General features: G+C 57.5%; 28 protein-coding genes. 15 read left to right on the forward strand and 13 right to left on the reverse strand.

Going from position 1 to position 25295, the window contains the following annotated elements; all coding sequences use genetic code 11:
• Positions 1-125 precede the first annotated feature (125 nt).
• The 6 genes from H7R56_RS06555 to hcaE form a co-directional block, all read right to left on the reverse strand.
• On the reverse strand, positions 126-548 hold the full coding sequence (locus H7R56_RS06555; RefSeq protein WP_182928559.1) for a DoxX family protein: 423 nt from the start codon (positions 546-548) through the stop codon (positions 126-128).
• A gap of 151 nt (positions 549-699) precedes the next feature.
• Complete coding sequence (hcaD, locus tag H7R56_RS06560) at positions 700-1902, reverse strand: phenylpropionate dioxygenase ferredoxin reductase subunit (RefSeq protein ID WP_106924073.1); 1203 nt, start codon at positions 1900-1902, stop codon at positions 700-702.
• Between the two features lie 9 nt (positions 1903-1911).
• Positions 1912-2724: a 3-phenylpropionate-dihydrodiol/cinnamic acid-dihydrodiol dehydrogenase gene (hcaB, locus tag H7R56_RS06565; RefSeq protein ID WP_106924074.1), complete on the reverse strand. Its 813-nt coding sequence runs from the start codon at positions 2722-2724 to the stop codon at positions 1912-1914.
• The gene (gene hcaC, locus H7R56_RS06570) at positions 2721-3041 is read right to left on the reverse strand and encodes a 3-phenylpropionate/cinnamic acid dioxygenase ferredoxin subunit (protein ID WP_106924075.1); all 321 of its coding nucleotides are present in this window, start codon (positions 3039-3041) and stop codon (positions 2721-2723) included. Before hcaC ends, hcaB begins: the two co-directional genes overlap by 4 nt.
• Positions 3041-3559: a 3-phenylpropionate/cinnamic acid dioxygenase subunit beta gene (gene hcaF / locus H7R56_RS06575; RefSeq protein ID WP_106924076.1), complete on the reverse strand. Its 519-nt coding sequence runs from the start codon at positions 3557-3559 to the stop codon at positions 3041-3043. Before hcaF ends, hcaC begins: the two co-directional genes overlap by 1 nt.
• Positions 3556-4917: a 3-phenylpropionate/cinnamic acid dioxygenase subunit alpha gene (hcaE, locus tag H7R56_RS06580; protein WP_106924077.1), complete on the reverse strand. Its 1362-nt coding sequence runs from the start codon at positions 4915-4917 to the stop codon at positions 3556-3558. The genes hcaF and hcaE overlap by 4 nt, the downstream gene beginning before the upstream one ends.
• 134 nt (positions 4918-5051) lie before the next feature.
• Between hcaE and hcaR the strand changes: the two genes are divergently transcribed.
• Positions 5052-5942 carry a DNA-binding transcriptional regulator HcaR gene (hcaR, locus tag H7R56_RS06585; RefSeq protein ID WP_106924078.1) on the forward strand — a complete coding sequence of 297 codons (891 nt, stop codon included), beginning with the start codon at positions 5052-5054 and terminating at the stop codon, positions 5940-5942.
• A 153-nt stretch (positions 5943-6095) separates the two neighbouring features.
• Positions 6096-7232 carry a 3-phenylpropionate MFS transporter gene (locus tag H7R56_RS06590; RefSeq protein WP_106924079.1) on the forward strand — a complete coding sequence of 379 codons (1137 nt, stop codon included), beginning with the start codon at positions 6096-6098 and terminating at the stop codon, positions 7230-7232.
• Here the strand turns inward: H7R56_RS06590 and csiE are convergent.
• Entirely contained in the window at positions 7229-8506 is a 1278-nt protein-coding gene (csiE, locus tag H7R56_RS06595; protein ID WP_106924080.1) for a stationary phase inducible protein CsiE, read from the reverse strand. The two genes, H7R56_RS06590 and csiE, sit on opposite strands and share 4 nt — an antisense overlap.
• Before the next feature lie 115 nt (positions 8507-8621).
• On the opposite strand from csiE, the gene H7R56_RS06600 reads away from it, so the two are divergent.
• Both H7R56_RS06600 and H7R56_RS06605 read left to right on the forward strand, forming a co-directional pair.
• Complete coding sequence (locus H7R56_RS06600; RefSeq protein ID WP_106924435.1) at positions 8622-9260, forward strand: DUF1007 family protein; 639 nt, start codon at positions 8622-8624, stop codon at positions 9258-9260.
• The gene (locus tag H7R56_RS06605) at positions 9251-10231 is read left to right on the forward strand and encodes a nickel/cobalt transporter (protein ID WP_106924081.1); all 981 of its coding nucleotides are present in this window, start codon (positions 9251-9253) and stop codon (positions 10229-10231) included. The genes H7R56_RS06600 and H7R56_RS06605 overlap by 10 nt, the downstream gene beginning before the upstream one ends.
• A 76-nt stretch (positions 10232-10307) precedes the next feature.
• On the opposite strand, the gene suhB is transcribed toward H7R56_RS06605, so the two are convergent.
• Positions 10308-11111 carry an inositol-1-monophosphatase gene (gene suhB, locus H7R56_RS06610; RefSeq protein ID WP_106924082.1) on the reverse strand — a complete coding sequence of 268 codons (804 nt, stop codon included), beginning with the start codon at positions 11109-11111 and terminating at the stop codon, positions 10308-10310.
• 119 nt (positions 11112-11230) lie between these two features.
• Between suhB and trmJ the strand changes: the two genes are divergently transcribed.
• The 11 genes from trmJ to sseB all read left to right on the forward strand — a co-directional run bounded on the left by trmJ (position 11231) and on the right by sseB (position 20051).
• Positions 11231-11965: a tRNA (cytosine(32)/uridine(32)-2'-O)-methyltransferase TrmJ gene (trmJ, locus tag H7R56_RS06615; protein WP_106924083.1), complete on the forward strand. Its 735-nt coding sequence runs from the start codon at positions 11231-11233 to the stop codon at positions 11963-11965.
• 238 nt (positions 11966-12203) lie between these two features.
• On the forward strand, positions 12204-12695 hold the full coding sequence (gene iscR, locus H7R56_RS06620; RefSeq protein WP_064543514.1) for a Fe-S cluster assembly transcriptional regulator IscR: 492 nt from the start codon (positions 12204-12206) through the stop codon (positions 12693-12695).
• Between the two features lie 164 nt (positions 12696-12859).
• Complete coding sequence (gene iscS, locus H7R56_RS06625) at positions 12860-14074, forward strand: cysteine desulfurase (RefSeq protein ID WP_106924084.1); 1215 nt, start codon at positions 12860-12862, stop codon at positions 14072-14074.
• A gap of 25 nt (positions 14075-14099) precedes the next feature.
• On the forward strand, positions 14100-14486 hold the full coding sequence (gene iscU / locus H7R56_RS06630) for a Fe-S cluster assembly scaffold IscU (protein ID WP_004866383.1): 387 nt from the start codon (positions 14100-14102) through the stop codon (positions 14484-14486).
• 18 nt (positions 14487-14504) lie between these two features.
• On the forward strand, positions 14505-14828 hold the full coding sequence (gene iscA, locus H7R56_RS06635) for an iron-sulfur cluster assembly protein IscA (protein ID WP_004104506.1): 324 nt from the start codon (positions 14505-14507) through the stop codon (positions 14826-14828).
• Between the two features lie 78 nt (positions 14829-14906).
• Complete coding sequence (hscB, locus tag H7R56_RS06640) at positions 14907-15422, forward strand: co-chaperone HscB (protein ID WP_106924085.1); 516 nt, start codon at positions 14907-14909, stop codon at positions 15420-15422.
• A gap of 15 nt (positions 15423-15437) precedes the next feature.
• Positions 15438-17288: a Fe-S protein assembly chaperone HscA gene (gene hscA, locus H7R56_RS06645; protein WP_106924086.1), complete on the forward strand. Its 1851-nt coding sequence runs from the start codon at positions 15438-15440 to the stop codon at positions 17286-17288.
• A 1-nt stretch (position 17289) separates the two neighbouring features.
• The gene (gene fdx / locus H7R56_RS06650) at positions 17290-17625 is read left to right on the forward strand and encodes an ISC system 2Fe-2S type ferredoxin (RefSeq protein ID WP_035891374.1); all 336 of its coding nucleotides are present in this window, start codon (positions 17290-17292) and stop codon (positions 17623-17625) included.
• An 11-nt stretch (positions 17626-17636) separates the two neighbouring features.
• A complete protein-coding gene (gene iscX / locus H7R56_RS06655) occupies positions 17637-17837 on the forward strand; it encodes a Fe-S cluster assembly protein IscX (protein WP_106924087.1) in 201 nt (66 codons plus the stop codon).
• A 66-nt stretch (positions 17838-17903) separates the two neighbouring features.
• Positions 17904-19187: an aminopeptidase PepB gene (pepB, locus tag H7R56_RS06660; RefSeq protein ID WP_106924088.1), complete on the forward strand. Its 1284-nt coding sequence runs from the start codon at positions 17904-17906 to the stop codon at positions 19185-19187.
• Between the two features lie 87 nt (positions 19188-19274).
• Positions 19275-20051 carry an enhanced serine sensitivity protein SseB gene (sseB, locus tag H7R56_RS06665; protein WP_106924089.1) on the forward strand — a complete coding sequence of 259 codons (777 nt, stop codon included), beginning with the start codon at positions 19275-19277 and terminating at the stop codon, positions 20049-20051.
• 36 nt (positions 20052-20087) lie between these two features.
• Here sseB and timP read toward each other — a convergent pair whose 3' ends face one another.
• From timP to H7R56_RS06685, 5 genes are all read right to left on the reverse strand, one after another.
• Entirely contained in the window at positions 20088-20210 is a 123-nt protein-coding gene (gene timP / locus H7R56_RS27845; RefSeq protein WP_258182274.1) for a small toxic inner membrane protein TimP, read from the reverse strand.
• Positions 20211-20551: 341 nt separating this feature from the next.
• The gene (locus H7R56_RS06670) at positions 20552-21325 is read right to left on the reverse strand and encodes a MurR/RpiR family transcriptional regulator (RefSeq protein ID WP_106924090.1); all 774 of its coding nucleotides are present in this window, start codon (positions 21323-21325) and stop codon (positions 20552-20554) included.
• The gene (gene sseA, locus H7R56_RS06675) at positions 21325-22170 is read right to left on the reverse strand and encodes a 3-mercaptopyruvate sulfurtransferase (protein ID WP_106924091.1); all 846 of its coding nucleotides are present in this window, start codon (positions 22168-22170) and stop codon (positions 21325-21327) included. The genes H7R56_RS06670 and sseA overlap by 1 nt, the downstream gene beginning before the upstream one ends.
• A gap of 73 nt (positions 22171-22243) precedes the next feature.
• Positions 22244-23608: a 6-phospho-alpha-glucosidase gene (locus H7R56_RS06680; protein WP_106924092.1), complete on the reverse strand. Its 1365-nt coding sequence runs from the start codon at positions 23606-23608 to the stop codon at positions 22244-22246.
• 13 nt (positions 23609-23621) lie between these two features.
• A complete protein-coding gene (locus H7R56_RS06685; protein WP_106924093.1) occupies positions 23622-25166 on the reverse strand; it encodes a PTS transporter subunit EIIC in 1545 nt (514 codons plus the stop codon).
• Between the last annotated feature and the right edge of the window lie 129 nt (positions 25167-25295).

Below are 25295 nucleotides of genomic sequence, written 5' to 3' on the forward strand. Positions count from 1 at the left end.
GCGCTAATCGTCAGATGTAAAAAAAGGCCGCGAATGCGGCCTTTTTTTATGCCCGATGGCGCTACGCTTATCGAGCCGACATGCTGCGCAGGCCTGATAAGGCGAAGCCGCCACCAGGAAAAAAGCTAGCGCCGATCCAGCGAAATTTTCCCCGGCCCGACAATGGCCAGCAGCAGGAACGCCCCCGCGATACTGATGTTCTTATAGAAGTTAATCATATTCGCCATCACCGCATCGCCGGTCATATCCCAGTAATGGAGGCCTATCACCGCCGTCCCTAGCGTATAGAACAGAAAGATAATCGCCAGAGGACGAGTGAAGAAGCCAAGAATGATCAGAATAACGGCCGGAACTTCCATCACAATCGCGATAATCGCCGCCAGCGCGGGCATCGGCGTACCGATTGACGCCATGTACTGCACCGTGCCGTCGTAGTGAAGCATTTTGGGGTAACCGGAGAGAATAAACAGCAGCACAATGGCGATACGGGCGATTAGCAGCAGCAAATCGCGTGAGGCGCCAAAGTCGAGATAGCGAAGCGAGTTCATGGCCGTTCCTTAGTGTAAGTATGTATGTTTTAAACGTAATACATAATTTTGTGACTTGCCACACAGGAACGAGAAATCAGTCATTTGGCTGTTGGTTGAGTCAACAACGTCGATAGACCTCCTTTCCGTAGGGAAAGGAGGTCTGAACGTGTTAAAGCGACTTCAATGCAACGCTTTCATCACACAGCGCGGTTTCACTGACCGATCGTCCCGATTGGATAAGCTTGCGCAGTACGCGTACGTCGCGCCCGTTATTCAGCGCGACGGCACCGACCAGTACGCCTTCGCGCAGCTGGAACCAGATGGCTTGATGCGCATTCGGATCGCCACGACACAGCCAGCTGTCGCCGTGCATGTCGCCGATAAACTGCAGGTTATCGCTGTACTGATCGGTCCAGAACCAGCTCGGCCCGGCGGCGGGCGGAGGCAGGTTGAGCATCGCTGCCGCTGCCGTCTGCGCCTGAAGGTTTGCATTTTCCCAGCTCTCGATGCGGCGCAGCGAACCGTCGGGCTGGCGCGTTAGCGCCACGTCACCGGCGGCGAAAATCGCCGGATCGGCGGTGGAGCAGGCGGTATCAACGATAATGCCGTTAGCTGCCTCCAGACCGGCATCGCGGGCCAGCGCATCATTCGCCACGATACCGATACCGTAAATCACCGCATCGGCCAGCAGCGTCTCGCCGTTTTGCAGCGTCAGCGAGAGAAACTCTCCCGCTTCGGCGTGTTCAATGCTGCTGTTGAGTAACACCCGCACGCCCGCCTGCTGGTGGCGGGCAAGCAGGTAATCGCGCACCGGAGCAGGGGCGTTGCGGCCCATTACCGACGACGCCATCTCGACCACAGTCACCTGGCAGCCGCGCTGGGTGGCGCTCGCCGCCAGCTCCAGGCCAATCGTGCCCGCACCGACGATCGCGATTGCCTTACCCGGCTGTAGGACGTCGCGCAGGCGTTCGGCATCGCCAGCGTGGCGCAGCGTAAAGCAACGCTCGCCCAGCTTATCCAGCAGCGGCAAAGGCCTGGCCGCTGCACCGGTAGCCAGCAGCAGCTGCGACCAGCGGTAGGTTTGCCCATCGGTGAGCGTTAGCGTACGCGAGGCGCGATCAATCTCGCGAAGCGTCACGCCCAGATGCAGCTGCACGTTATGTTCCTGCCACCAACTGGCGGGCAGCACCGGCTGAAGCTGCGGATTTTCGTCCAGCAGCATGGCTTTTGACAGCGGCGGGCGCTCGTAGGGCAGATGCGCCTCGTCAGAAAAGAGGTGTAACGGCCCGTTAAACCCTTGCTGGCGCAGCGCGGCAGCGGCCATTGCCCCCGCCTGACCGCCGCCAATGATGGCAATAATGTGTTCACTCATAACGACTCCTTACAGATCCAGACCAGCGGCGACGTGGCGGATCCCTCGGATCCCCAGCCCGGCGTCGGCGTTGATCATCACGCCGCTTAAGGTGCGGTTGTTACGACGCGATGCCAGCATCACGTATGGCCCGGTAAAGTCGGCTGGGTCGGGGAAGAACTGGAGCGGCAGAATGGCGGCGATTTTCTCCGGCGTCAGCGATTGCATAATCGAGGTATCGCTTTGCCCCAGCGCCTGTGGGCCGCGCAGATCGGTCGCCATACCGCACGGACCGACACCGTTCACCCGCACCTTCGGCGCCAGCTCGTAGGCTAACTGGCGAATCAGCCCGGTGGCGGCATGTTTCGAGGCGGTATACAGCGGCCCGCCGCCGCCCGGATACCACGCGGCGTTGGACAGGGTAAAGATGATGCTGCCTTCGCTGGCGATAAGCGCCGGGGCGCAGGCTTTCGCACCCAGCAGATAGCCTAGCACGTTAACGTTAAACAGTTCGTGAAAGCCGCTCTCCAGCGCCTCAGCAGAGGTGTTCACCAGCGTTGCGTTATGATCCCAGATGCCCGCATTGCCAATAAAACAGTCCAGTTTGCCAAACGCGGTGAGGATTTGATCGACCGCGCGCTGATAGTCGGCGTAGCAGGTGACGTTGCCTTCCACCGCCAGCACATGTTCGCCAAAACGCTGGCGCAGGCTGGCGACTTTGGCTGGTGACAGTTCGAGCGTGGCGACCTTCGCGCCTTCTTCAATAAAGCGCTCGACCAGCGCCAGACCGAGGCCGGAGCCGCCGCCGGTAATGAAAACCACGTTGTCGCGTAAATCGCTCATCGGGCGTCCTCTGGAATATCAACAAATACATCGCTACCTTCCACGTAAACCGCGTAGGTGGTCAGCGGATCGGTGGCAGGTAAGCACAGCGCTTTACCGGTTTTCAGGCAGAAGCTGGCCGCGTGCAGCGGGCATTCCACCGTGGCATCTTCTTCCAGATAACCTTCGGACATCGAGGCGTTACCGTGGCTACAGCGATCGTTAATGGCATAAAACTCGCCGCCAACGTTGAACAGGGCGATGACGGGCGAGGTTTCCAGCCGGAGGGCTTCACCATCCGGCAGCTCCGTGGCGGAGCAGGCAAATACACGGCTCATCAGAACAGTACACTCAGGTTATGGGAGGTGATCACCGCTTGATCCAGCACGATCTCGCGTGCCAGTAAGCGCCACTCATCGCCGGGCAAACGACGGACTTTGTCCACGCGCGTGCCGACGTAAAACGTCTCGTCCCGCTCTTTTTGCGCGCGATACAGCAGATAGTTGAGGCGCACGGCGAACACGCCGGGCACGTCGGTTTCGCTGATTTGTAAGTTGCTAACCAGATGACGGGTACGCGACGGCGGTTCTTCCGCCCAGGCCATGCCGGTTTCCAGCCGCGCGATGCGGCGCTCAAGCTGGTCTTTGTTGTCGTTGAAAATCCAGGTGGTCGGCGGCTGTACGCCTTTGCGACGGTCGCGCGTCTGGGCGTTCACCGTGGTACGCATGGTATAGCGAATGTCATCATCCAGCTGCGCCAGCCAGTCGCGAAACTGCCAGTCGTCCAGCAAACGCGCTTCTTCATACAGAAACTGGCTGATGCGATGATGCAGCTCAAGAGAAACTAAAGCGCTCATTTCATCACCTCCTGCTGGTAGGCGGCGGTTTTGTCGTGCACGTCCTGCCAGCTTTCGCTGCTGAGCAGATCGGCCCAGCGCTGATACATGCCGCGCGCGGCGGTTTCCGAAAAGATGTAGTTGGTGATGCCCGGAATGCCGTCTTCGCGGCGCTTTTCCTGGCCTAAGCCCATTTCGAGGCACAGGTTAGTGTTGCGCGCCCGGTGGCCCTTCAGCAGTTTTTGAATCTCGCACCAGTTTTCCGAATCGTCCTGTTCAAGGAATCCGGCCGGACCAAAGGCGCGGGTAGCGCTGTTTTCAAATGCGGCTTTCACCTCGTCGGAGGCGGCTTTATCGGTAATACAGAACGCCCACACTTCAACCCGATCCGGCCCGCGCGGGTGCCAGACGCGCAGCGTGGCGGTGCCGTTCAGCCAGGAGAGGGTGGGGAAAATGTTGTTGTGACCGGCAAGACGCAGGGCGCGAACTTTGCCCAGACGCTGTTCGGCCTCTTCGTAGGTGTCGCGGTAGTAGCTGGAGACTTCGCCGTCGACCCACACGTTGGCATCGGGGTTTTCAGTAAAGAAGAAACCGCTGCCGTGGCCGTCCTGGCCGAACTGTAGCGCATCTTTGGCGGTTTCCCACACCGGGCGGGCGGTCTGACCGTCGCCGAGGCGCTTATCGCTGCCGTCGTCTTTCGCCCCCAGCACCTGCACCGCAGAAGCATGGCTGAACAGCGCGTGATACTGGTCGCTGGCAAACTGTTCGGCGGGGAATTTCCAGTTGCAGTCGATGGTCCACTTCTGGACTCCACCGACGATTTCGGTGCCGCCTTCACGGCGGTCGAGCACGCCATCGAGATACCAGGCGATGTCGCCGAGATAATCGCCAAGCGTGGGTGCGGTGGTGTCCCAGTTGCCGAAAATCAGCCCTTTATAGCTCTCGACGCATGGCACTTCGTTTAGCCCCCAGTGGGATTTGCATAAACCTTGCGGATAAGCGCGTGGCTCCAGCGGGACGTCGATCAGCTCGCCGTTAATGCCGTACGACCAGCCGTGATACGGGCAGGTGAAGGCGCGGGTATTGCCGCAGTCGGCGTAGCTGACGCGCATCGCGCGGTGGCGGCACTGGTTGAGAAACGCTTTGATGCTGCCGTCTTTCTGGCGAACCACCACCACCGCATCCTCGCCCATGTAGGTGTTAAAAAAATCACCGGGTTTGGGAATTTGGCTTTCGTGGGCGAGAAACAGCCAGCAGCGGCCAAAGATACGTTCCAGCTCAAGCTGATAGATGTCAGGATCGGTGTAAATGCGTGGCGTGACACGACCGTTTTGGGTGTCGACCAGCTGGTAGACGTCAGTAGGGTTTTTTATGGTCATATTTTTAATCCTGCGGGGTAAGAGGTATTGACCTTTCCATTTTTGTGTCATTCTTATGTTGCTTGTGGGTTATCGATATGTGAAATAGATAATTTCTACCAGCTGAGACGTTTTTTCGATGACAAGGAGGAGAGATGGAACTGAGGCACCTACGCTACTTCGTCGCGGTGGCGCAGGCGTTAAACTTCACGCGCGCCGCCGAAAAACTGCATACCTCACAGCCTTCTCTGAGTAGCCAGATACGCGATCTGGAGCAGTGCGTGGGCGTGTCGTTGCTGGAGCGCGATAAGCGTAAAGTGACGTTAACGGTCGCAGGCGAGTGCTTTTTGCAGGATGCACAGGCTATTCTGGATAACGCGGAACAGGCCAAGCTGCGCGCCCGGAAGGCGGCGCAAAGCAATGACCATCTGGCGATTGGTTTTGTCCCCTCCGCCGAAGTGAACCTGCTGCCAAAGGTGCTGCCGGTGCTGCGTCTGCGCCGGCCGGATACCCATATTGAGCTGGCGAGCCTTATCACGACCCAACAGGAAGAGAAGCTGCGCAGCGGCGAACTGGATGTCGGACTGATGCGCTACCCCATTCACGGCCAGGATATTGAATCGATCGAGCTGTTTCATGAACCGCTGGTGGTGGTGCTGCCGGTTGGTCATCCGCTGGCTAATGAGCACAGCATTTCTGCCCAGCAGTTGCACGGTATCAATTTTGTTACCACCGATCCCGACTATTCCGGTGAACTGTCGTCGGTGGTGAAAACATGGTTTGAGAAAGAGCATAGCCAGCCAAATATCGTGCAGGTCGCGACCAATATTCTGGTGACGATGAATCTCGTTGGTATGGGGCTGGGCGCGACTTTGATACCCGGTTATATGAATAATTTTAATACCGGGCAGGTGGTTTTTCGGCCGATTAAAGGCGATGCGCCGACGCTGGCGCTGCTGATGGCGTGGAAAAAAGGCGAGCTGAAGCCCGCCCTGCGTGATTTTATTGAACTGGCGCAGCGGCCGCTATTACCAACGGAAGGCTAGCGTGTGTGTCGGCGCGGGCCTGAGGCATTATGTCCGATAGGTTTGAGTTCTATAAGGTGATGTGCATCACAATTTTCTGCTAACCGTGAACGTTAGTTCTCTCCTGAATGTGGGATGAGTTATTAGACTATGTCCTCCAATCCGGGAGGACCCATGGCATTGCACTCCACGCGCTGGCTGGCGCTCAGTTACTTCACCTACTTTTTTAGCTACGGTATTTTTCTGCCTTTCTGGAGCGTGTGGCTCAAAGGCGCAGGACTTTCTCCCGAAACCATCGGTCTTCTGCTCGGCGCCGGCCTGGTGGCCCGTTTTCTCGGTAGCCTGCTGATTGCGCCGCGCGTCAGCTCACCCTCGCGGTTGATTAGCGTGCTGCGAATTCTGGCGCTGATGACGCTGCTGTTTGCGCTGGCCTTCTGGGCGGGCAGCCACGTAGCGTGGCTGATGGTGGTGATGATTGGCTTTAACCTCTTTTTCTCGCCGCTGGTGCCGCTCACCGACGCGCTGGCCAATACCTGGCAAAAACAGATAACCATGGACTACGGGCGGGTGCGCCTGTGGGGATCGATAGCCTTTGTGATTGGCTCGGCGCTGACCGGAAAGCTGGTCAGTCTGTATGATTATCATGTCATTCTGTTGATGCTCAGCCTGGGCGTGGCCTCTATGCTGTTAGGCATGCTGCTGACGCCGTCGGTGATGCCGCTCGGCGAGTCGCGCCATCAGGAATCAGTGGGCTGGCCTGCCTGGCGCTCGCTGGTCACGCAAAACTGGCGATTCCTCGCCTGCGTCAGCCTGCTGCAAGGGGCGCACGCGGCGTATTACGGCTTCAGCGCTATTTTCTGGCAAGGGGCGGGCTATTCGGCATCGGCCGTGGGCTATCTGTGGTCGCTGGGGGTGGTGGCGGAAGTCGTTACCTTTGCGCTCAGTAAAAAGGTGTTTCGCCGCTTTAGCGCGCGGGATCTGCTGCTGCTCTCCGCCATTTGCGGCGTGATTCGTTGGGGGCTGATGGGCTGGACGACCAGCCTGCCGTGGCTGATCCTGATTCAGATTTTGCACTGCGGTACCTTCACCGTTTGTCACCTGGCGGCGATGCGCTATATTGCCGCACGCCAGGGCAGCGAAGTGATCCGTCTACAGGCGGTGTATTCTGCGGTGGCGATGGGCGGCAGCATCGCGGTGATGACCATGTTTTCGGGTTATCTTTACCAGCATCTGCATCAGGGGCTGTTCTGGGTCATGGCGCTGGTCGCGCTGCCTGCGATGGTCCTGCGGCCGAAAGCGGTGGCCCGCTAGGTCTCCAGTATCTGGCAGATACGCTGCTGCTGGTGCTCGCTGAGCGACTGTTCGGCGTGAATCAGCGGCGGTGAAAACAGCGGCAGTACGATGGCATAGGGTGAAATCACCAGCGTGCTGTCTTTTGGCGCCCCTTCTTTCTGGAAGGTATGCGCCGCCAGATATTTCACGTTGAGCGGCAGCAGGGTCAGCTCCCGTAGCTGCTGCTCAATTTCTTGTTCCAGCGTCGGATTATCTCCGGTGAGCAGTACGACCTGTTTTTCATGCAGCTCGCTTTCCTGCATCAGCCCCGCACCAAAAATGATCGCCACGAGCGCGGCTTCGTCATCGCTGAAGCGCAGGGTATAACTCGCCTCAAAGTCGGCCAGCGCCGTGCGGGTGGTGCGAATAAGCCGCGGATACAGACGGTGGATCTCTTCAGGGAGGTGATGATCGATCCCGATCTCAAACACGCAGCGGTTAAGCGCCTGCGACAGATGCACGTAAAGTTGGTTATGTAATCCGCGTTCATCGGTGAACCGGCATCCGGCCACCTGCTGGAAACGATCCACCATGTGGACGATCGCAAGGTGAAGCTGCCGTGCCCGATCGCGCCCTTCCTCGTGAGGATTGGGGATCTTCAGCAGCATAAACAGCAGCGCCAGAAAATGCTGTTCGTAAGGATGGGGTATTTGCATCACCCGCCGCTGCCAGTGGTGAACGATGTCCGCCGCCATGTGAAACTCGTCGGTTGGCTGGGTCCAGGCGCTTTGCTGCGGATTGAAAACCGGGCTGATACCCTGATGGTGTTGCAGCAGACAGTATTGTAAGTACAGACGTAAAAACTGACCGTCACGATGTTCAAACTCGCGTTGCAGGCCACGCGCGCAGCGGTTAACCAGTGCCTGGAGGTTGGTTTCATCATACAGCGTGCGGGCAATCTTCAGCTGTTTCAGCTGCGTTTTGATCGCCGGTGTAAAATGTTCAGCGACGAAGCGTGGACATAAACGCAGCGCGCGCCGCAGCCAGTGCAGCAGGCACAGGCGAAGGTTAAGGGCGGTGCCTTCAATCCGATAGCTGCCGTCCGCCTGAGTGGCGATTGCCAGACGATGATAACGCGCGATCTCCTCGCCGGTGTCGACGATATCTTGCCGGGCGGTTAAAACATCGACATTATTGATTGCGCCAATGTATTCCGCAGTCATGGTTTGCCCGGGGAGATACAGCATCAGCAGCGCCTGGCAGCGGCGCTGGGGACTGGAAAGCACAGATGGCGGTTCAAGTACGGTCATCATCTGCGGGCATCCAGTGAAATTAATTAGGATAAGAATAGACAATAGATCGCGGCGACCATGGCGCTTTCGCTAAGGAATGCTGGCGGCGCTCACAGAATTTTTCACTGAGGAACGGATGAAGAGAGTGAAACAATGCGTGGTTATGGTGTTTCTTGCGCTTTTATCATTAAGCGCCCGGGCGCACCCGCATAGCTTTATTTCCATCACTAATCAGCTGCTGGTCAGCGACGGGCAACTGACGGGCATGAAAATGCGTTGGGTGATGGATGAACTGACCTCGGCTGACCTGCTGTATGACGCAGGTAACGCAAAACCGGGCGATGAGGTGTGGAAAAAGCTGGCGGCGGAGGTCATGGCGAACGTCCTCGGGCAGCACTATTTCACCGAATTCTGGCATAACGGTAAAAAGGTTAAGTTTGAGAATCTACCCACCGACTATGGTCTGGCGCGCCAGGAGCATCAGGCGGTGCTGACGTTTACGCTGCCGCTGGCTACGCCGCAGCCGCTGGCCGGGCAGACCTATACGTTTTCGACGTTCGATCCAACGTACTATGTTGATATGCATTACGAAAAAGACAGCGATGTTGCGTTTGCCGCCGATGTCAAAGGCGCCTGTCGGGTGACGGTCCACACGCCGCAGCCTAATGAAGAAATGCTCTCCTACGCCCAGTCGCTGGATAAAGAAGATGCGCCGGAAGAGGATATGGAGCTGGGTAAACAGTTTGCGCAGAAGGTCACCGTACAATGTCAGTGATTTCCGTTAACCGACGCCCGGCGCGTCATTGGGCTCAGCTCTGGCCGCTGGCGCTGTTTTTACTTGCCGCCGCCGTCGGGCTGCTGTGGCTGTGGCAGGCCTGGCCGCAGGTGATGTTGAAAAGCGTGGTCTGGCAGCGCGAAGTGAACCAGCAGATGAGCAGCCTGCTGAAAGCGGTCGCGGCAAATCCGACTCAGGCCGGTGGCACATTGCTGCTGTTCAGCTTTATCTATGGCGTGCTGCATGCGCTGGGGCCAGGGCATGGCAAAGTGGTGATCACCACCTGGCTGGCGACACACCCGTCAAAACTCAAATCAAGCATTGGCCTGACGCTTGCCTCCTCATTATTACAAGGGGTCGTGGCGATAGCGTTGGTGGTTATTGTGCTCACCGTATTACGGCTTCCGGCGCGGCAGCTGCATCTCAGCAGTTTCTGGCTGGAGAAGGGGAGCTATGCGCTGGTGGGCGTTCTGGGGCTGCTGCTGTGCTGGCGGGCGCTGAAGAAGCTGCGCGTGCTGCTGCGTAAACCTAAATTTACCGCCTTCACGTCGCATCATGTCCACCACGAGAACTGTGGCTGCGGGCATCAGCATCTGCCCGACCCTCAGCAGCTTGAGCAGGGGGATGACTGGCGTGCCCGGCTGATGATTATTTTGTCGATGGGGATGCGTCCGTGCTCTGGCGCCATTATGGTTCTGCTGTTCAGTAAGGTGATTGGCGTCTTTGCCTGGGGTGTGGCTTCGGCGCTGGCCATGGCGGCCGGAACATCGTTGACTATCTCGTCGCTGGCGCTATTGGTACACGGTTTTCGCACGCTGGCGGTGAAGCTCAGTGGCCATAAAACGCCGGCGCTGTGGCGGCAGATTGGCTGGACGACGCTGGCATTAGCGGGGGGCGTGGTTTTACTGACGGCGGCGGTGGTGATGTGGATGAGTGCGGTGCCGGTAGGCAGAGGGCTCAGGCCATTTTAAAAGCCGGATGGCGGCGACGCCTTATCCGGCCGATCTCTGATGCCCGGTAAGCGAAGCGCCACCGGGCATGGCTGACTTAGCGCTTCAGCGCTTCGCTCAGCTCATCGCGCATGTTCGCCAGCATCGCTTTCACGACGCGCGGGTTACCCGCAACGATGTTGCCGGTCATCATGTAGTTGTGGCCGCCAACGAAGTCGCAGACCAGCGCGCCTGCTTCACGTGCGATCAGCTCGCCTGCGGCGAAGTCCCACGGTTTCAGGCCGATTTCGAAGTAGCCGTCAACGCGCGCGGCGGCCAGGTAGGCCAGATCCAGCGCAGCGGAACCGGAACGACGGAAGTCCGCGCATTCGGTAAACATTTTGCCGAGGATGTTCATGTAAGCGGTCGCGTGCTGCTTGGCTTTGAACGGGAAACCGGTGGCGATGATGGTGCCATCCAGGTCGCGAGCATTGCTGCCGCGCAGACGGTAACCGTTGAGCTGTGCGCCCTGGCCGCGGGTGGCGGTGAACAGTTCGTTGCGCATTGGATCGTAAACCACGGCGACTTCGGTACGGCCTTTAATGCGTACGGCGATAGAAACAGAGAAGTGTGGCAGACGTTTGATGAAGTTGGTGGTGCCATCCAGCGGATCGATAACCCATTGAACATCCAGATCTTCGCCAACATGTTCACCGCTTTCTTCGGTGATAATGGTGTGTTGCGGGTAAGATTTGCGAATGGTGTCGATAATGACAGCTTCGGCTGCTTTATCTACGTTGGTCACGAAATCATTGCTGCCTTTCTGGCTCGCTTCAACAGCTTCTGGCGTTTCGTAGTTTTTGGCAATCAGGTTACCCGCCTTGCGCGCTGCGCGCACGGCGATGTTCAGCATCGGATGCATCAGGTTACTCTCACTGGATGTTAAAGAACGGGAAAACGGCGCATATCATAGCAGCGAATTCGGATTCTGTCTCAGCTTTATGGTAATATGGACGAATAATCTTTAGACGAAGAATGACAATGCTGCAAAATATCCGAATCGTGCTGGTCGAAACCTCCCACACCGGCAACATGGGCTCCGTTGCCCGTGCTATGAAAACCATGGGTTTAACGAACCTGTGGCTGGTCAACCCGCTGGTAAAACCGGACTCTCAGGCCATCGCCCTGGCGGCCGGTGCGAGTGATGTGATCGGCAATGCGCAAATCGTCGATACCCTCGATGAAGCGCTGGCCGGCTGTAGCCTGGTCGTTGGGACCAGCGCGCGCTCCCGCACGCTGCCGTGGCCGATGCTCGATCCGCGCGAATGCGGCCTGAAAAGCGTGTCTGAAGCCGAGCATGCGCCGGTAGCGCTGGTGTTTGGCCGCGAACGTGTGGGCTTGACTAACGACGAGCTGCAGAAATGCCACTATCACGTAGCCATTGCCGCGAACCCTGAGTACAGCTCGCTGAACCTGGCGATGGCGGTGCAGGTTATTGCCTACGAAGTGCGCATGGCCTGGCTGGCGGCACAGGAAAGCGGCGAAGCGAAAGTGGAACACGAAGAGACGCCGTACCCGCTGGTAGACGATCTTGAGCGATTCTACGGCCACCTCGAGCAGACGCTGCTGTCGACCGGCTTTATCCGTGAGAACCACCCGGGGCAGGTGATGAATAAGCTGCGTCGTCTGTTTACCCGCGCCCGTCCGGAAAGCCAGGAGCTGAACATCCTGCGTGGGATTCTGGCGTCGATTGAACAGCAGAATAAAGGCAAGTAACCGCGTTAATGCCGGATGGCGCTTCGCTTATCCGGCCTACAAATCGTGCAGCCTGTAGGCCGGATAAGCGAAGCGCCATCCGGCAAATCAATACCGCACGGAACGCCAAATACCTGACTAAATTACTCAAGTAAATAGTTGACTGATTTAGTCGGGAATGTCAGACTTGGCCCTGCTATGCAATACCCACACAATTATTAAAACCCCGGGCAGGGGCGAGTTTGAGGTTAAGTAAGACATGAGACTGACATCTAAAGGGCGTTACGCCGTGACCGCGATGCTGGACGTTGCACTCAACTCCGAAGCGGGCCCGGTGCCGTTGGCTGATATTTCTGAACGTCAGGGAATTTCGCTCTCCTACCTGGAGCAGCTGTTTTCCCGTCTGCGTAAAAATGGCTTAGTATCCAGCGTACGCGGACCTGGCGGCGGTTATCTGCTGGGTAAAGAAGCAAACCACATCGCAGTGGGTGAAGTGATTAGCGCAGTGGACGAGTCCGTTGACGCCACCCGCTGTCAGGGGAAAGGTGGCTGCCAGGGCGGCGATAAATGTTTGACCCACGCACTCTGGCGCGATCTGAGCGACCGTCTGACCGGTTTCCTGAACAATATCACCCTGGGTGAACTGGTGAACAACCAGGAAGTTCTGGACGTGTCCGGTCGTCAGCATTCGCACGACACCTCCCGCACGACCCGCGTCCAGGACGCTATCGACGTTAAGTTACGCGCATAATCCACCTGTCCTGCCGTGTGCCGCGAAAGGCGCACGCCGTAGGGCCGGCTATAGATAAAAATGAGATTTCAGAGTCAGGCCGGGACACCCTCCCGTCAACGCGGTCGTACATCCAGCCGGTTGCCTGACTCCTTGCATTGAGTGATGTACGGAGTTAAAGAGCAATGAAATTACCGATTTATCTCGACTACTCCGCAACCACGCCGGTGGACCCGCGTGTTGCCGAGAAAATGATGCAGTTTCTGACCCTGGACGGGACCTTTGGTAACCCGGCCTCGCGTTCACACCGTTTCGGCTGGCAGGCTGAAGAGGCGGTAGATATCGCCCGTAACCAGATTGCCGACCTCGTGGGCGCCGACCCGCGTGAAATCGTCTTTACCTCTGGTGCGACGGAATCTGACAACCTGGCGATTAAAGGTGCAGCCAACTTTTATCAGAAAAAAGGCAAGCACATCATCACCAGCAAAACCGAACACAAAGCCGTGCTGGACACCTGTCGTCAGCTGGAGCGCGAAGGGTTTGAAGTCACCTACCTCGCCCCGCAGCGCAACGGCATTATCGACCTGAAAGAACTCGAAGCGGCGATGCGTGACGACACCATTCTGGTTTCCATCATGCACGTTAACAACGAAATCGGCGTAGTGCAGGATATCGCGACCATCGGCGAAATGTGCCGTGCGCGTGGCATCGTCTATCACGTTGATGCGACCCAGAGCGTGGGCAAACTGCCTATCGACCTGAGCCAGCTGAAAGTGGACCTGATGTCCTTCTCCGGCCATAAAATCTACGGCCCGAAAGGTATCGGCGCGCTGTATGTGCGTCGTAAACCGCGTATCCGTATCGAAGCGCAGATGCACGGCGGCGGTCACGAGCGCGGTATGCGTTCCGGCACCCTGCCTGTTCACCAGATCGTCGGCATGGGCGAAGCGTACCGCATCGCCAAAGAAGAGATGGAAACCGAGATGGCGCGTCTGCGCGGTCTGCGTAACCGTCTGTGGAACGGCGTGAAGGATATGGAAGAAGTTTACCTGAACGGCGATCTCGAGCAGGGCGCACCGAACATTCTCAACGTCAGCTTCAACTTTGTTGAAGGCGAATCGCTGATTATGGCGCTGAAAGACCTGGCGGTTTCCTCCGGTTCTGCCTGTACTTCCGCAAGCCTTGAGCCATCCTACGTGCTGCGCGCGCTGGGCATGACCGATGAGCTGGCGCACAGCTCCATTCGTTTCTCTTTAGGTCGTTTCACTACCGAAGAAGAGATTGACTACACCATCAATCTGGTTCGCAACTCCATCGGCCGTCTGCGCGACCTTTCCCCGCTGTGGGAAATGTTCAAACAGGGCGTGGATCTGAACAGCATTGAATGGTCACATCATTAATCGGTACCCATAAGGAGAATTCACCATGGCATACAGCGAAAAAGTCATCGATCACTATGAGAACCCGCGTAACGTCGGTTCTTTCGATAACAGCGACGACAGCGTCGGCAGCGGCATGGTCGGTGCACCGGCCTGCGGCGACGTGATGAAGTTGCAGATTAAAGTCAACAATGAAGGTATCATTGAAGACGCGCGTTTCAAGACCTACGGCTGCGGTTCTGCCATTGCTTCCAGCTCCCTCGTGACCGAGTGGGTAAAAGGGAAATCCCTGGACGAAGCACAGGCGATTAAAAATACCGATATCGCAGACGAGCTTGAACTGCCACCAGTGAAAATTCACTGTTCTATTCTGGCAGAAGACGCGATTAAAGCCGCCATTGCGGATTACAAAAGCAAACGTGAAGCAAAATAATTAAGAGTTGAGGTTTTTATGTCGATTACCTTAAGCGACAGTGCAGCAGCGCGAGTCAATACCTTCCTGGCAAACCGCGGTAAAGGGTTTGGTCTGCGCCTGGGCGTCAGAACGTCCGGTTGTTCAGGTATGGCCTATGTACTGGAATTTGTTGACGAGCCGGCGGCAGAAGACACCGTATTCGAAGACAAAGGCGTGAAGGTGGTCATCGACGGCAAGAGCCTGCAATTTCTTGATGGCACGCAGCTCGACTTCGTGAAAGAAGGTCTGAACGAAGGGTTTAAATTTACTAACCCGAATGTGAAAGACGAGTGCGGTTGCGGCGAAAGCTTTAACGTCTAGATTTGAGTCCTGCCAACCCCACCATAGTTTCACCGCTGTGCGTGGGGTTTGTTTTAAATAGTTAACCCTGAGATCGTCATGGATTACTTTACTCTCTTTGGATTGTCAGCCGGTTATCACGTAGACACTCAGGCCCTCGCGGCACGCTTCCAGGACCTGCAGCGTCAGAATCACCCCGACCGTTTTGCTAGCGCCAGCGCAGCTGAACAGCTTGCGGCGGTCCAGCGTTCTGCGACCATCAATCAGGCCTGGCAAACGCTGCGTCACCCGCTGACGCGCGCCGAATATTTGCTCTCCCTCCACGGTTTCGATCTTGCCAGTGAACAGCACACCGTACGCGATACCGCGTTCCTGATGGAACAGCTGGAGCTGCGCGAAGAGCTCGACGAGATTGAACAGGCGAAAGACACCGATCGTCTGGAAGGGCTTCTCAAGCGCATCAAATCGATGTACAGCCAACGCCAGCAGCAGATGGTGGCGGAACTTGATTCACAGACGTGGGACGCGGCGGCGGATACCGTCCGTAAACTGCGTTTTCTCGATAAACTCCAAAGCAGCGCTGAATTACTCGAAGAAAAGCTGCTCGATTTTTGATTCTGGAAGCTTAACATGGCCTTATTACAAATTAGTGAGCCGGGTCTGAGCGCCGCACCGCACCAGCGTCGTCTGGCGGTGGGCATTGACTTAGGCACCACCAATTCCCTGGTGGCTACCGTGCGTAGCGGTCAGGCAGAAACGCTGGCCGACAATCAGGGGCGTCACCTGCTGCCTTCCGTTGTGCACTACCAGGAGCAGGGGCACGTGGTCGGTTATGATGCGCGCAGCAACGCCGCGCAAGATCCCGCTAACACCATTAGCTCCGTAAAACGCATGATGGGCCGCTCGCTGGCGGATATCCAGGCGCGTTACCCACACCTGCCGTACCAGTTCCAGGCAAGCGAAAACGGCCTGCCGATGCTGGTGACCAAGGCCGGTGTACTGAACCCGATCCGCGTCTCGGCCGATATCCTCAAAGCGCTGGCGGCTCGTGCCACCGAAACGCTTGAAGGCGAGCTTGATGGCGTGGTGATTACCGTTCCAGCTTACTTCGACGATGCACAGCGTCAGGGCACCAAAGACGCCGCGCGTCTGGCGGGCCTGCACGTGCTGCGTCTGCTGAACGAACCGACCGCCGCGGCGATTGCCTACGGCCTCGATTCTGGTCAGGAAGGGGTGATTGCCGTCTACGATCTGGGCGGCGGTACTTTCGATATTTCTATTCTGCGCCTGAGCCGCGGCGTGTTTGAAGTGCTGGCCACCGGCGGCGATTCCGCGCTGGGCGGCGATGATTTCGACCACCTGTTGGCCGACCATATCCGCGAACAGGCGGGCATTGCCGATCGCAGCGACAACCGCGTACAGCGCGAGCTGCTTGACGCCGCCATCGCCGCCAAAATCGCCCTGAGCGATGCCGACCGCGTGACCGTTGAGGTCGCTGGCTGGAAAGGTGAAGTGACCCGCGAACAGTTTAACGACCTGATTTCCGCGCTGGTGAAGCGTACGCTGATGGCTTGCCGCCGCGCGCTGAAAGACGCGGGCGTGGAAGCCGAAGAGGTGCTGGAAGTGGTGATGGTCGGCGGTTCTACCCGCGTGCCGTTAGTGCGCGAGCGCGTTGGCGAATTCTTCGGCCGTACGCCGCTTACCTCGATTGACCCGGATAAAGTCGTCGCGATTGGTGCGGCGATTCAGGCCGATATTCTGGTCGGCAACAAGCCGGACAGCGAAATGCTGCTGCTCGACGTGATCCCGCTCTCTCTCGGCCTCGAAACCATGGGTGGCCTGGTAGAGAAGGTTATCCCGCGTAACACCACCATTCCGGTGGCGCGAGCGCAGGAGTTCACCACCTTTAAAGACGGCCAGACCGCGATGTCCATCCACGTGATGCAGGGTGAGCGCGAACTGGTGCAGGACTGCCGTTCACTGGCGCGCTTTGCGCTGCGCGGTATCCCGGCGCTGCCGGCTGGCGGTGCGCACATTCGCGTGACCTTCCAGGTGGACGCCGACGGCCTGCTGAGCGTCACCGCCATGGAAAAATCCACCGGCGTTGAGTCGTCTATTCAGGTGAAGCCGTCCTACGGCCTGACCGATGGCGAAATCGCCACCATGATTCAGGATTCCATGAGCTATGCCGAGCAGGACGTGAAAGCGCGTATGCTGGCAGAGCAGAAAGTGGAAGCCGCTCGCGTGCTGGAAAGCCTGCACAGCGCGCTGGCCGCTGATGCCGCGCTGTTAAGCGCCGCAGAGCGTCAGGAGATTGACGAGGCTGCCGCCGTTCTGAGTGCGGTTGCCGAGGGCAATGACACTGATGCCATAGAACAAGCCATTAAAAACGTTGACAAACAAACCCAGGAATTCGCCGCTCGCCGTATGGACCAATCTGTCCGTGTCGCGCTGAAAGGCCAATCCGTGGACGAGGTTTAATATGCCAAAGATTGTTTTTTTGCCACATCAGGACCTGTGTCCGGATGGCATCGTTGTGGAAGCTGAGACCGGTGAAACTATTCTGGATGCTGCGCTGCGTAGCGGTATCGAGATTGAACACGCCTGCGAAAAATCCTGTGCCTGCACCACCTGCCACTGCATCGTGCGTGAAGGTTTCGACTCTCTGCCAGAGAGCACCGAAGACGAAGACGACATGCTGGATAAAGCATGGGGTCTGGAGCCCGACAGCCGTCTGAGCTGCCAGGCCCGCGTCACCGATGAAGATCTGGTAGTCGAAATTCCGCGTTACACAATTAACCACGCGCGCGAGCACTAATAGGGGATAGTATGGGACTGAAGTGGACCGACAGCCGCGAGATCGGCGAAGCGCTTTACGACACCTACCCGGATACCGATCCGAAAACGGTGCGTTTCACCGACATGCATCAGTGGATTTGCGACCTCGAAGATTTTGATGACGATCCACAGGCATCAAATGAAAAAATTCTTGAGGCAATTCTGCTAGTCTGGTTGGATGAAGCTGAATAGCTGCGCTTAAGACAATATTTAACGGGCTGCCATTCGGCGGCCCGTTTGCTAATAAGGATAAATAAAATGACAGAAGCGATGAAAATTACCCTGTCTACCCAGCCAGCCGATGCGCGCTGGGGCGACAAAGCGGCCTATAGCATTAATGATGAAGGTATTTCCCTGCACCTGACCGGCCGCGATGACGCGGGCCTTATCCAGCGCGCGGCGCGCAAAATTGACGGCATGGGCATCAAACATGTGGCCCTGGCGGGTGAGGGCTGGGACGTCGAGCGCTGCTGGGCATTCTGGGCGGGCTACAAAGGGCCAAAAGGCACCCGTCAGGTAGAATGGCCTGAGCTGGACGACGCACAGCGCCAGGAACTGGACAACCGTTTGACCTATATCGACTGGGTGCGTGACACCATCAACGCCCCGGCGGAAGAACTCGGCCCGGAGCAACTGGCGCAGCGCGCGGTGGATCTGCTGTGCGGCGTGGCGTGTGATAACGTCTCTTACCGTATCACCAAAGGTGAAGATCTGCGCGAGCAGGGTTATGTGGGTCTGCACACAGTGGGTCGTGGTTCCGAGCGTCCGCCGGTGCTGCTGGCGCTGGACTACAACCCAACGGGCGATAAAGAAGCACCGGTTTACGCCTGCCTGGTGGGTAAAGGCATTACCTTCGACTCCGGCGGTTACAGCATTAAACAGAGTGCGTTCATGGACTCCATGAAGTCCGATATGGGCGGTGCGGCAACCGTCACCGGTGCGCTGGCGCTGGCGATTACCCGTGGCCTGAACAAGCGCGTAAAACTGTACCTGTGCTGTGCGGATAACCTGATTAGCGGCAACGCCTTCAAACTTGGCGATATCATCCACTACCGTAATGGTAAAAACGTGGAAGTGATGAACACCGATGCGGAAGGCCGCCTGGTGCTGGCCGATGGCCTGATTGACGCTAGCGCGCAGAAGCCTGAGCTTATCATCGACGCGGCAACCCTGACCGGGGCGGCCAAAACCGCGCTGGGTAACGATTACCACGCGTTGTTCAGCTTTGATGACAAACTGGCTAACCGCCTGCTGGCAAGCGCCAGTGCGGAAAACGAAGCCTTCTGGCGTTTGCCGCTGGCGGAGTTCCACCGCAACCAGCTGCCGTCTAACTTTGCTGAACTGAACAACACCGGCAGCGCGGCGTACCCGGCGGGTGCAAGCACCGCGGCGGGCTTCCTGTCCCACTTCGTAGAGAACTATCACGAAGGTTGGCTGCACATCGACTGTTCCGCCACCTACCGTAAAGCGGCCGTTGAGCAGTGGTCGGCGGGTGCAACCGGGCTGGGCGTGCGGACTATCGCGAATCTGTTGACCGCGTAGGCCGGATAAGCGTAGCGCCATCCGGCAAAATACTGGCGGGGGCGCTTCGCTTGCCCGCCCTACAGTAACCATTGAATTTGTAGCCTTATGTCTGAAACCAAAAATGAACTCGAAACGCTGCTGGAACAAGCGGCGACAGAACCCGCTCATCGCCCAGCCTTTTTCCGTACCTTACTGGAATCCACTGTCTGGGTTCCCGGCAGCGCGGTTGGCGACCAGCAGGTTGTTGACGACAGCGCCTTAGAATTACAGCACTGGGAAAAAGACGACGGCACGTCGGTGATTCCGTTCTTTACCTCGCTGGAAGCGCTGAAGCAGGCCGTTACCACCGAACAGGCGTTTGTCGTCATGCCGGTGCGCTCGCTGTTTGAAATGACTCTCGGCGAGACGCTGTATCTGAACGCCAAACTGCCGACCGGTAAAGAGTTCACCCCGCGCGAAATCAGTCTCCTGATAGGTGAAGAGGGCAACCCGCTGAGCACTCAGGAAGTGCTGGAAGGCGGCAGCGCGCTGTTGCTTTCCGAAGTGGCTGAACCGCCGGCGCAGATGGTCGAGTCGCTGACTACGCTGTTTAAAACCCTGAAAACGGTCAAACGCGCGTTCCTGTGTTCTATCAAGGAGCATGCGGATGAGCAGCCGAATCTGCTGATTGGCATTGAAGCGGAAGGGGATATTGAAGCCATTATCCACGCAGCGGGCAGCGTGGCGACCGATACCTTACCCGGTGATGAACCGATTGATATTTGTGAGGTAGTGGAAGGCGAAAAGGGCATCAGCCACTTTATGCTGGCGCACATCACGCCGTTCTACGAAAAACGCTGGGGCAGCTTCCTGCGTGACTTTAAGCAGAACCGGATTATCTGAACACAGGAAGGCCGCCCCGAGGGGCGGCATCCTGGCTTACTTGCCCTGCGCGTTGAGCCTCATGCTGACGGCGTTACCGGAGTGGCTCCGATTGCTGTCGGCGTGAAGCAACAAGGCGGCAGAAACAATCAGCACGATACACACGTATCGTCCTTTCATTGCGCGGTCCATGCGAAGACCGCATCACGGCAGCACCGCCGGCGATAACGCCGCGATAGCAAGCGCTATGGTGTGCCTGCATTTACGGCCGTGGGATATCCTCTCCTGAAGCCAGCGCCCGTTTGCGAGACGGCGGAAAGGGCCGGGATGGATTATACACCAATAGTTAAATAGTCACCTTTGTTACCATCTTGACTTTGTCCTATTTTAAAGCGACTATTATGCCACTATGGTGTGCCTGCATTGCTTTAGCAATGTAGCTTGCTGGAAAGGCCGCGAACCGGACCAGCACAAAGAAACCGCTGTGACAGGCGGTTTTTTTGTGCCTGAAGAACCCCTGATTACCCCGTCGCCTCAAGCAGCAGTAAATCCATCATTAGCACCAGGTTTGACTCGAATGAGGTGATATCTGCCGCTTCGGCCGCGAAATGCACGGCTTCATCGTAAAGCGCGAAATGCAGGTCGGCTAGCTGCGCCAGCGGGTTGGCCGAGGCGCGGGTGAAGGCGACAACGGTCATACCGACGTTACGGGCAATACGTGCTTTATCCAGTACCTGTTCGGTTTCTCCGCTGCGTGAAACGGCAATAAAGACCTGGTAGCGCGCGGCGTTGCTCAGAAAAATGTTGCGGCTGTCGCCCGGGCCGGAGATAAACGCCGTTTTACCCAATACCTGCAGCTTTTTAGTCAGATACTCGGCAAACAGATAGGAAAACCCCGCGCCGTACAGAAAGAAGCTCTCCTGCTCGCGTAAAAGACGGGTAAACTGCTGCCGTTTCTCCGCCGTTGCCCACTGGAATGACTGCTGGTAGTTAGCCATAAAGCGGTTGAACAGCGCGGGAAGATCCGCGCTGGCTTGCGTTTGCTGTGTCGCAATATGCGGCGTTTCCGCCAGCAGGTTTTTACAGTGCCAGATAAACTCGCTGTAGCCGCTAAACCCTAGCTTCTGACACAACCGCATGATGGTGGCAGTGGAGACAAACGTCGCCTGCGCCAGCTGACGAACCGTAATCTTGCCCACCAGTAACGGATGCGCCGTCAGGTGGGCTAATACCCGGTACTCTGCGCGCGTTAACGCTTCGCCGCGCATTAACAGCGGTGCCAGGCGGTTATCCATTACTGCGCGGGCTCGATCGGCAGATCGGCGCGCGCGCCCCATTCGCTCCATGAACCGTCGTACAGGGTGACGTCAGGCGCCTCAAGGGTCGCCAGCGCCAGGGCGACCACTGCCGCCGTCACGCCGGAGCCGCAGCTGACGATAATCGGCCGGTTGAAATCGACCCCTTGTCGTGCAAAGAGGGTTTCCAGCTCATCGGTTGTTTTCAGCTCGCCGTCCACCACCAGATCGCCCCACGGCACGTTGCGCGCACCGGGAATATGGCCACGGCGCAGGCCCGGACGGGGCTCATCAACCTCGGCGTTAAAGCGCGGTGCCGGGCGAGCATCGACGATTTGCGCGGAGCCTTCGTGGCTTGCCAGCAGAACGTCGGTCAGTCGCTTAACCGCATGCGGGGCAAATTTGGCCTCAAACTCGCCTTCCGCAACGTTGACGTCACCGTGCTCCAGCAGCAGTTCATCGCGCTGCCAGCCGGCGAGCCCGCCGGCCAGAATAGACACTCGCTCGGCGCCGAAGGTACGCAGCATCCACCACGCGCGCGGTGCGGAGAAGAGATTGCCTTCATCATAGATAACCAGATGTTTATCACGGCTGACGCCCAGTTCACGCATGGCGACGGCGAAGGCCTCCGGCCTTGGCAGCATATGGGGCAGGGGGGAAGTGTGATCGGAGAGGGCTTCGATATCAAAGAAAACGGCACCCGGCAGATGCCCGGCGCGGTATTCGGCGTTTAAGTCACGGTGTTCTTGCCCCGGCGGTGCCATACGGGCATCGATAATTTGTACCTGCGGGTCATCAACATGCTCAGCCAGCCAGTCGGCGGCGACAAAAAACGAAGTGGTCATAGTACCCTCCATTGATAAATCAGAAAGGAATTGTCGGTGTTTTTTATCACACCGACAAGCGACCATCGTGTTATTAGCGCGTTGCTTCACCATTTTGCCAGGCGTGCTGCAGCTGCGGCCAGTAATCCTGGTTGGCAGCAATCATCTCATCAAGAATAGCCCGCGCGTGTTCTATGGTTGGCACGGTCCGGTTGAGGGTGAAAGCCTGCAGCGCTTTCTCATAACTTCCTTCCAGCGTGGCTTCCACCAATAGCTGTTCCGAAGCCAGCTGCTGCATCAGCAGCGTCTGGTGGAACAGCGGGACGTTACCCATGCGCACCGGCTCCGGGCCGTTCGCGGTGATATACGCGGGCACTTCCACCATCGCATCGTCCGGTAGATTGGCGATCGCCCCCTGGTTTTCCACAATCACCAGATGACGCTGACGTAAATCAAAGGCCAGAGATCGGGCAACCTCAACGATAAACTCGCCGTGCACGCCGACGTGGAAGGCATCAGGCAGAATCCCGGTTTGCTGATACTCAACCGCCGCCGCGAACAGTTTTTTCTCGCGGCCATCCATCACTTCATTGGCGCGGGTATAGTCCGGATTCTGGTGCTCGACGATTTGGTTGGGCATCAGGTAGTACTGCAAATACGGGTTCGGCAGATATTCCGGGAAGCAGTCCATCATCGGTTTAATATTACGCCAGGTCTTCACCCATGATGGATCGGCATGCTGCGGGTCAGTTTGCGCGGCATCTTCGGTTAGCAGGCCGAACTTCGCCACGTGGCGTCGCAGCTCTGGCAGCTTGTCTTCGCCATCGACACGCACCTGGGTAAACCAGCCGAAATGATTGAGACCAAAATAGTCGACGTCGAGCCTGTGGCGATCGACGCCGAGAATGGCTCCCATATTGCGCATGGCCGCCACCGGCATATCGCAGATATTTAATACCCGCGCCTGTGGGCGCAGACGGCGGATGCCTTCGGCAACGATGGCCGCCGGGTTAGAGTAGTTGACTATCCACGCTTTCGGGTCTGCATGGCGCTCAACCAGGTCAATCAATTCAACCATCGGCAGAATGGTACGCAGGCCGTAGGCCAGGCCGCCCGGGCCGCAGGTCTCCTGACCCACCACGCCGTGGCGCAGCGGGATTTTTTCATCCAGCTCACGCATCTTGTATTGACCAACGCGCATCTGCGCAAACACAAAGTGTGCGCCGCTGAAGGCCGTTTCCGGGCAGGTGGTGACGGTAAATTTGATGCTCTGGCTGTGGTCGCGTATCACCTTTTCTACCACCGGCGCGAGAGTGTTTTGCCGCGCTTCATCAATGTCGTAGAGGCGAATTTCCGCCAGCGGGAAGTCGCTTAAGCGCACCATCAGGCTCTTCACAATGCCCGGGGTATAGGTGCTGCCGCCGCCGGCGATAGCCAGAATAAATGGGGATTTCAACATGTTATAGCCTCCTTCAGAGAAACATCTCAACGGCTTCTCGCATTTTTTTGACATGCAGCCCGTAGACCACCTGAACGTTATTGCCTTGTTTAATAATGCCTTTCGCACCTGTTGCTTTAAGCTGCGGTTCGTTAATTTGCGCTACATCTTTGACCGTGACGCGCAGCCGGGTGTAACAGTTATCCACCACCTCAATGTTGTCGCGCCCGCCTAATCCTTCGATGATGAGGGTTCCCAGCCCGTCGTTGTTGCCCTTAGCCTGGTACTCCTGCTTGCTGTAGAGCCGGGTCTGTTGGTCTTCCTCTTCGCGGCCCGGCGTTTTCATATCAAAACGCAGAATCAGGAAGCGGAAGATAAGGAAATAGAGTGCGGACATCGTGAGCCCCACCGCGATATACATTGGCCAGTTCGCTTTGGTGGTGCCCAGCGGCAGGTTGTAGAGCACAAAGTCGATGATGCCGTTCGCGCCGATCGCATGGACGCCGAGCAGTGAGAACAGCATCATGCCAATGCCGGTCAGCACCGCGTGCACCACGAACAGCAGCGGCGCGACGAACAGGAATGAAAATTCCAGCGGTTCCGTGACGCCGACCAGCATGGACGTTAGCGCCGCCGGGATCAGAATGGCTTTCGCCGCCGCTTTACGCTCCGGTTTGGCCGTGACGTACATTGCCAGCGCCGCGGCGGGCAGGCCGAACATTTTGCTGATGCCACGCGCGTCCCACACTACCGTGCTGCTCAGTTGCGTGACCTTCGGGCAGGCCATTTCGGCGAAATAGATATTGCGCGCGCCCTGATACAGCGTGCCGCATACTTCCTGTGAACCCCCAAGCTCGGTGTACAGGAACGGGGTATAAACCAGATGATGCAGGCCGGTTGGCACCAGAATGCGCTCAAGGAAGCCATAAATGGCTACGCCGAACGGGCCGGAGCCTTTAATCGCCAACGCCAGCGCGCTGATGCCGTGCTGCGCCCACGGCCAGAGTTCGCTCATGATCACGCCGAGAAGTATGGCAACCGGCAAAATGATAATGGTGACGAAGCAGTGCCCGGAGTAGATAGCCATCGCCCCGGAAAACTGTACGCCGGAATAGCGGTTATACAGGTAGCCGGTGAGCGCACCGGTGAGGATCCCGGCAAACACGCCCATCTCCAGCACCTGTACGCCGAGCACCATGCTTTGCCCGGCGGTGCGCATAAGATCGGCAGGTGCCAGTTCGCCCTGTAGCTGGAGCGTCACATTCATGGCGTTGATAAAAACGATAAAGGTGACCAGGCCCAGCAGCGCCGCGTAACCTTTATCGCGGGCGGCAAGGCCAATGGGAATGCCGACGGCGAAGATCATCGCCAGGTTGACCAGCAGCGACACGGCGGATTTGGCGATCAGCTGGCCAAGATGCTGAACGGCAGGGTAACCGAGAACGTGAATGTACTCGGCGAGGCTACCGTTACCCAGCACGTTACCGAAGGCGATAAACAGACCGACGATTGGCAATATGAGCACCGGGCCGTAGAGAGATTTGCCAAAATTTTGTAGGGCATTAACGGCTCTTTTCATTCCGATCTCCAATTATTGAACCGCGTAGAGTAAGAGGTGACGACCGGCAAAAGGTAACAGCAGAGTGCGAGAGGAATCTAGCTATCTTATTGTTTTAAAAACAAAGTACGCGTAACGTCACAGGTGACG

It is taken from the genome of Klebsiella sp. WP3-W18-ESBL-02, assembly GCF_014168815.1.
In the GTDB taxonomy this organism is placed as follows: domain Bacteria; phylum Pseudomonadota; class Gammaproteobacteria; order Enterobacterales; family Enterobacteriaceae; genus Kluyvera; species Kluyvera ascorbata_B.

Excerpts from the sequence above, each read along its gene's own strand:
- H7R56_RS06555 (WP_182928559.1), bottom strand. The coding sequence starts at position 548 with ATGAACTCGCTTCGCTATCTCGACTTTGGCGCCTCACGCGATTTGCTG.
- hcaD (WP_106924073.1), bottom strand. The coding sequence starts at position 1,902 with ATGAGTGAACACATTATTGCCATCATTGGCGGCGGTCAGGCGGGGGCA.
- hcaB (WP_106924074.1), bottom strand. The coding sequence starts at position 2,724 with ATGAGCGATTTACGCGACAACGTGGTTTTCATTACCGGCGGCGGCTCC.
- hcaC (WP_106924075.1), bottom strand. The coding sequence starts at position 3,041 with ATGAGCCGTGTATTTGCCTGCTCCGCCACGGAGCTGCCGGATGGTGAA.
- hcaF (WP_106924076.1), bottom strand. The coding sequence starts at position 3,559 with ATGAGCGCTTTAGTTTCTCTTGAGCTGCATCATCGCATCAGCCAGTTT.
- hcaE (WP_106924077.1), bottom strand. The coding sequence starts at position 4,917 with ATGACCATAAAAAACCCTACTGACGTCTACCAGCTGGTCGACACCCAA.
- hcaR (WP_106924078.1), top strand. The coding sequence starts at position 5,052 with ATGGAACTGAGGCACCTACGCTACTTCGTCGCGGTGGCGCAGGCGTTA.
- H7R56_RS06590 (WP_106924079.1), top strand. The coding sequence starts at position 6,096 with ATGGCATTGCACTCCACGCGCTGGCTGGCGCTCAGTTACTTCACCTAC.
- csiE (WP_106924080.1), bottom strand. The coding sequence starts at position 8,506 with ATGATGACCGTACTTGAACCGCCATCTGTGCTTTCCAGTCCCCAGCGC.
- H7R56_RS06600 (WP_106924435.1), top strand. The coding sequence starts at position 8,622 with ATGAAGAGAGTGAAACAATGCGTGGTTATGGTGTTTCTTGCGCTTTTA.
- H7R56_RS06605 (WP_106924081.1), top strand. The coding sequence starts at position 9,251 with ATGTCAGTGATTTCCGTTAACCGACGCCCGGCGCGTCATTGGGCTCAG.
- suhB (WP_106924082.1), bottom strand. The coding sequence starts at position 11,111 with ATGCATCCGATGCTGAACATCGCCGTGCGCGCAGCGCGCAAGGCGGGT.
- trmJ (WP_106924083.1), top strand. The coding sequence starts at position 11,231 with ATGCTGCAAAATATCCGAATCGTGCTGGTCGAAACCTCCCACACCGGC.
- iscR (WP_064543514.1), top strand. The coding sequence starts at position 12,204 with ATGAGACTGACATCTAAAGGGCGTTACGCCGTGACCGCGATGCTGGAC.
- iscS (WP_106924084.1), top strand. The coding sequence starts at position 12,860 with ATGAAATTACCGATTTATCTCGACTACTCCGCAACCACGCCGGTGGAC.
- iscU (WP_004866383.1), top strand. The coding sequence starts at position 14,100 with ATGGCATACAGCGAAAAAGTCATCGATCACTATGAGAACCCGCGTAAC.
- iscA (WP_004104506.1), top strand. The coding sequence starts at position 14,505 with ATGTCGATTACCTTAAGCGACAGTGCAGCAGCGCGAGTCAATACCTTC.
- hscB (WP_106924085.1), top strand. The coding sequence starts at position 14,907 with ATGGATTACTTTACTCTCTTTGGATTGTCAGCCGGTTATCACGTAGAC.
- hscA (WP_106924086.1), top strand. The coding sequence starts at position 15,438 with ATGGCCTTATTACAAATTAGTGAGCCGGGTCTGAGCGCCGCACCGCAC.
- fdx (WP_035891374.1), top strand. The coding sequence starts at position 17,290 with ATGCCAAAGATTGTTTTTTTGCCACATCAGGACCTGTGTCCGGATGGC.
- iscX (WP_106924087.1), top strand. The coding sequence starts at position 17,637 with ATGGGACTGAAGTGGACCGACAGCCGCGAGATCGGCGAAGCGCTTTAC.
- pepB (WP_106924088.1), top strand. The coding sequence starts at position 17,904 with ATGACAGAAGCGATGAAAATTACCCTGTCTACCCAGCCAGCCGATGCG.
- sseB (WP_106924089.1), top strand. The coding sequence starts at position 19,275 with ATGTCTGAAACCAAAAATGAACTCGAAACGCTGCTGGAACAAGCGGCG.
- timP (WP_258182274.1), bottom strand. The coding sequence starts at position 20,210 with ATGAAAGGACGATACGTGTGTATCGTGCTGATTGTTTCTGCCGCCTTG.
- H7R56_RS06670 (WP_106924090.1), bottom strand. The coding sequence starts at position 21,325 with ATGGATAACCGCCTGGCACCGCTGTTAATGCGCGGCGAAGCGTTAACG.
- sseA (WP_106924091.1), bottom strand. The coding sequence starts at position 22,170 with ATGACCACTTCGTTTTTTGTCGCCGCCGACTGGCTGGCTGAGCATGTT.
- H7R56_RS06680 (WP_106924092.1), bottom strand. The coding sequence starts at position 23,608 with ATGTTGAAATCCCCATTTATTCTGGCTATCGCCGGCGGCGGCAGCACC.
- H7R56_RS06685 (WP_106924093.1), bottom strand. The coding sequence starts at position 25,166 with ATGAAAAGAGCCGTTAATGCCCTACAAAATTTTGGCAAATCTCTCTAC.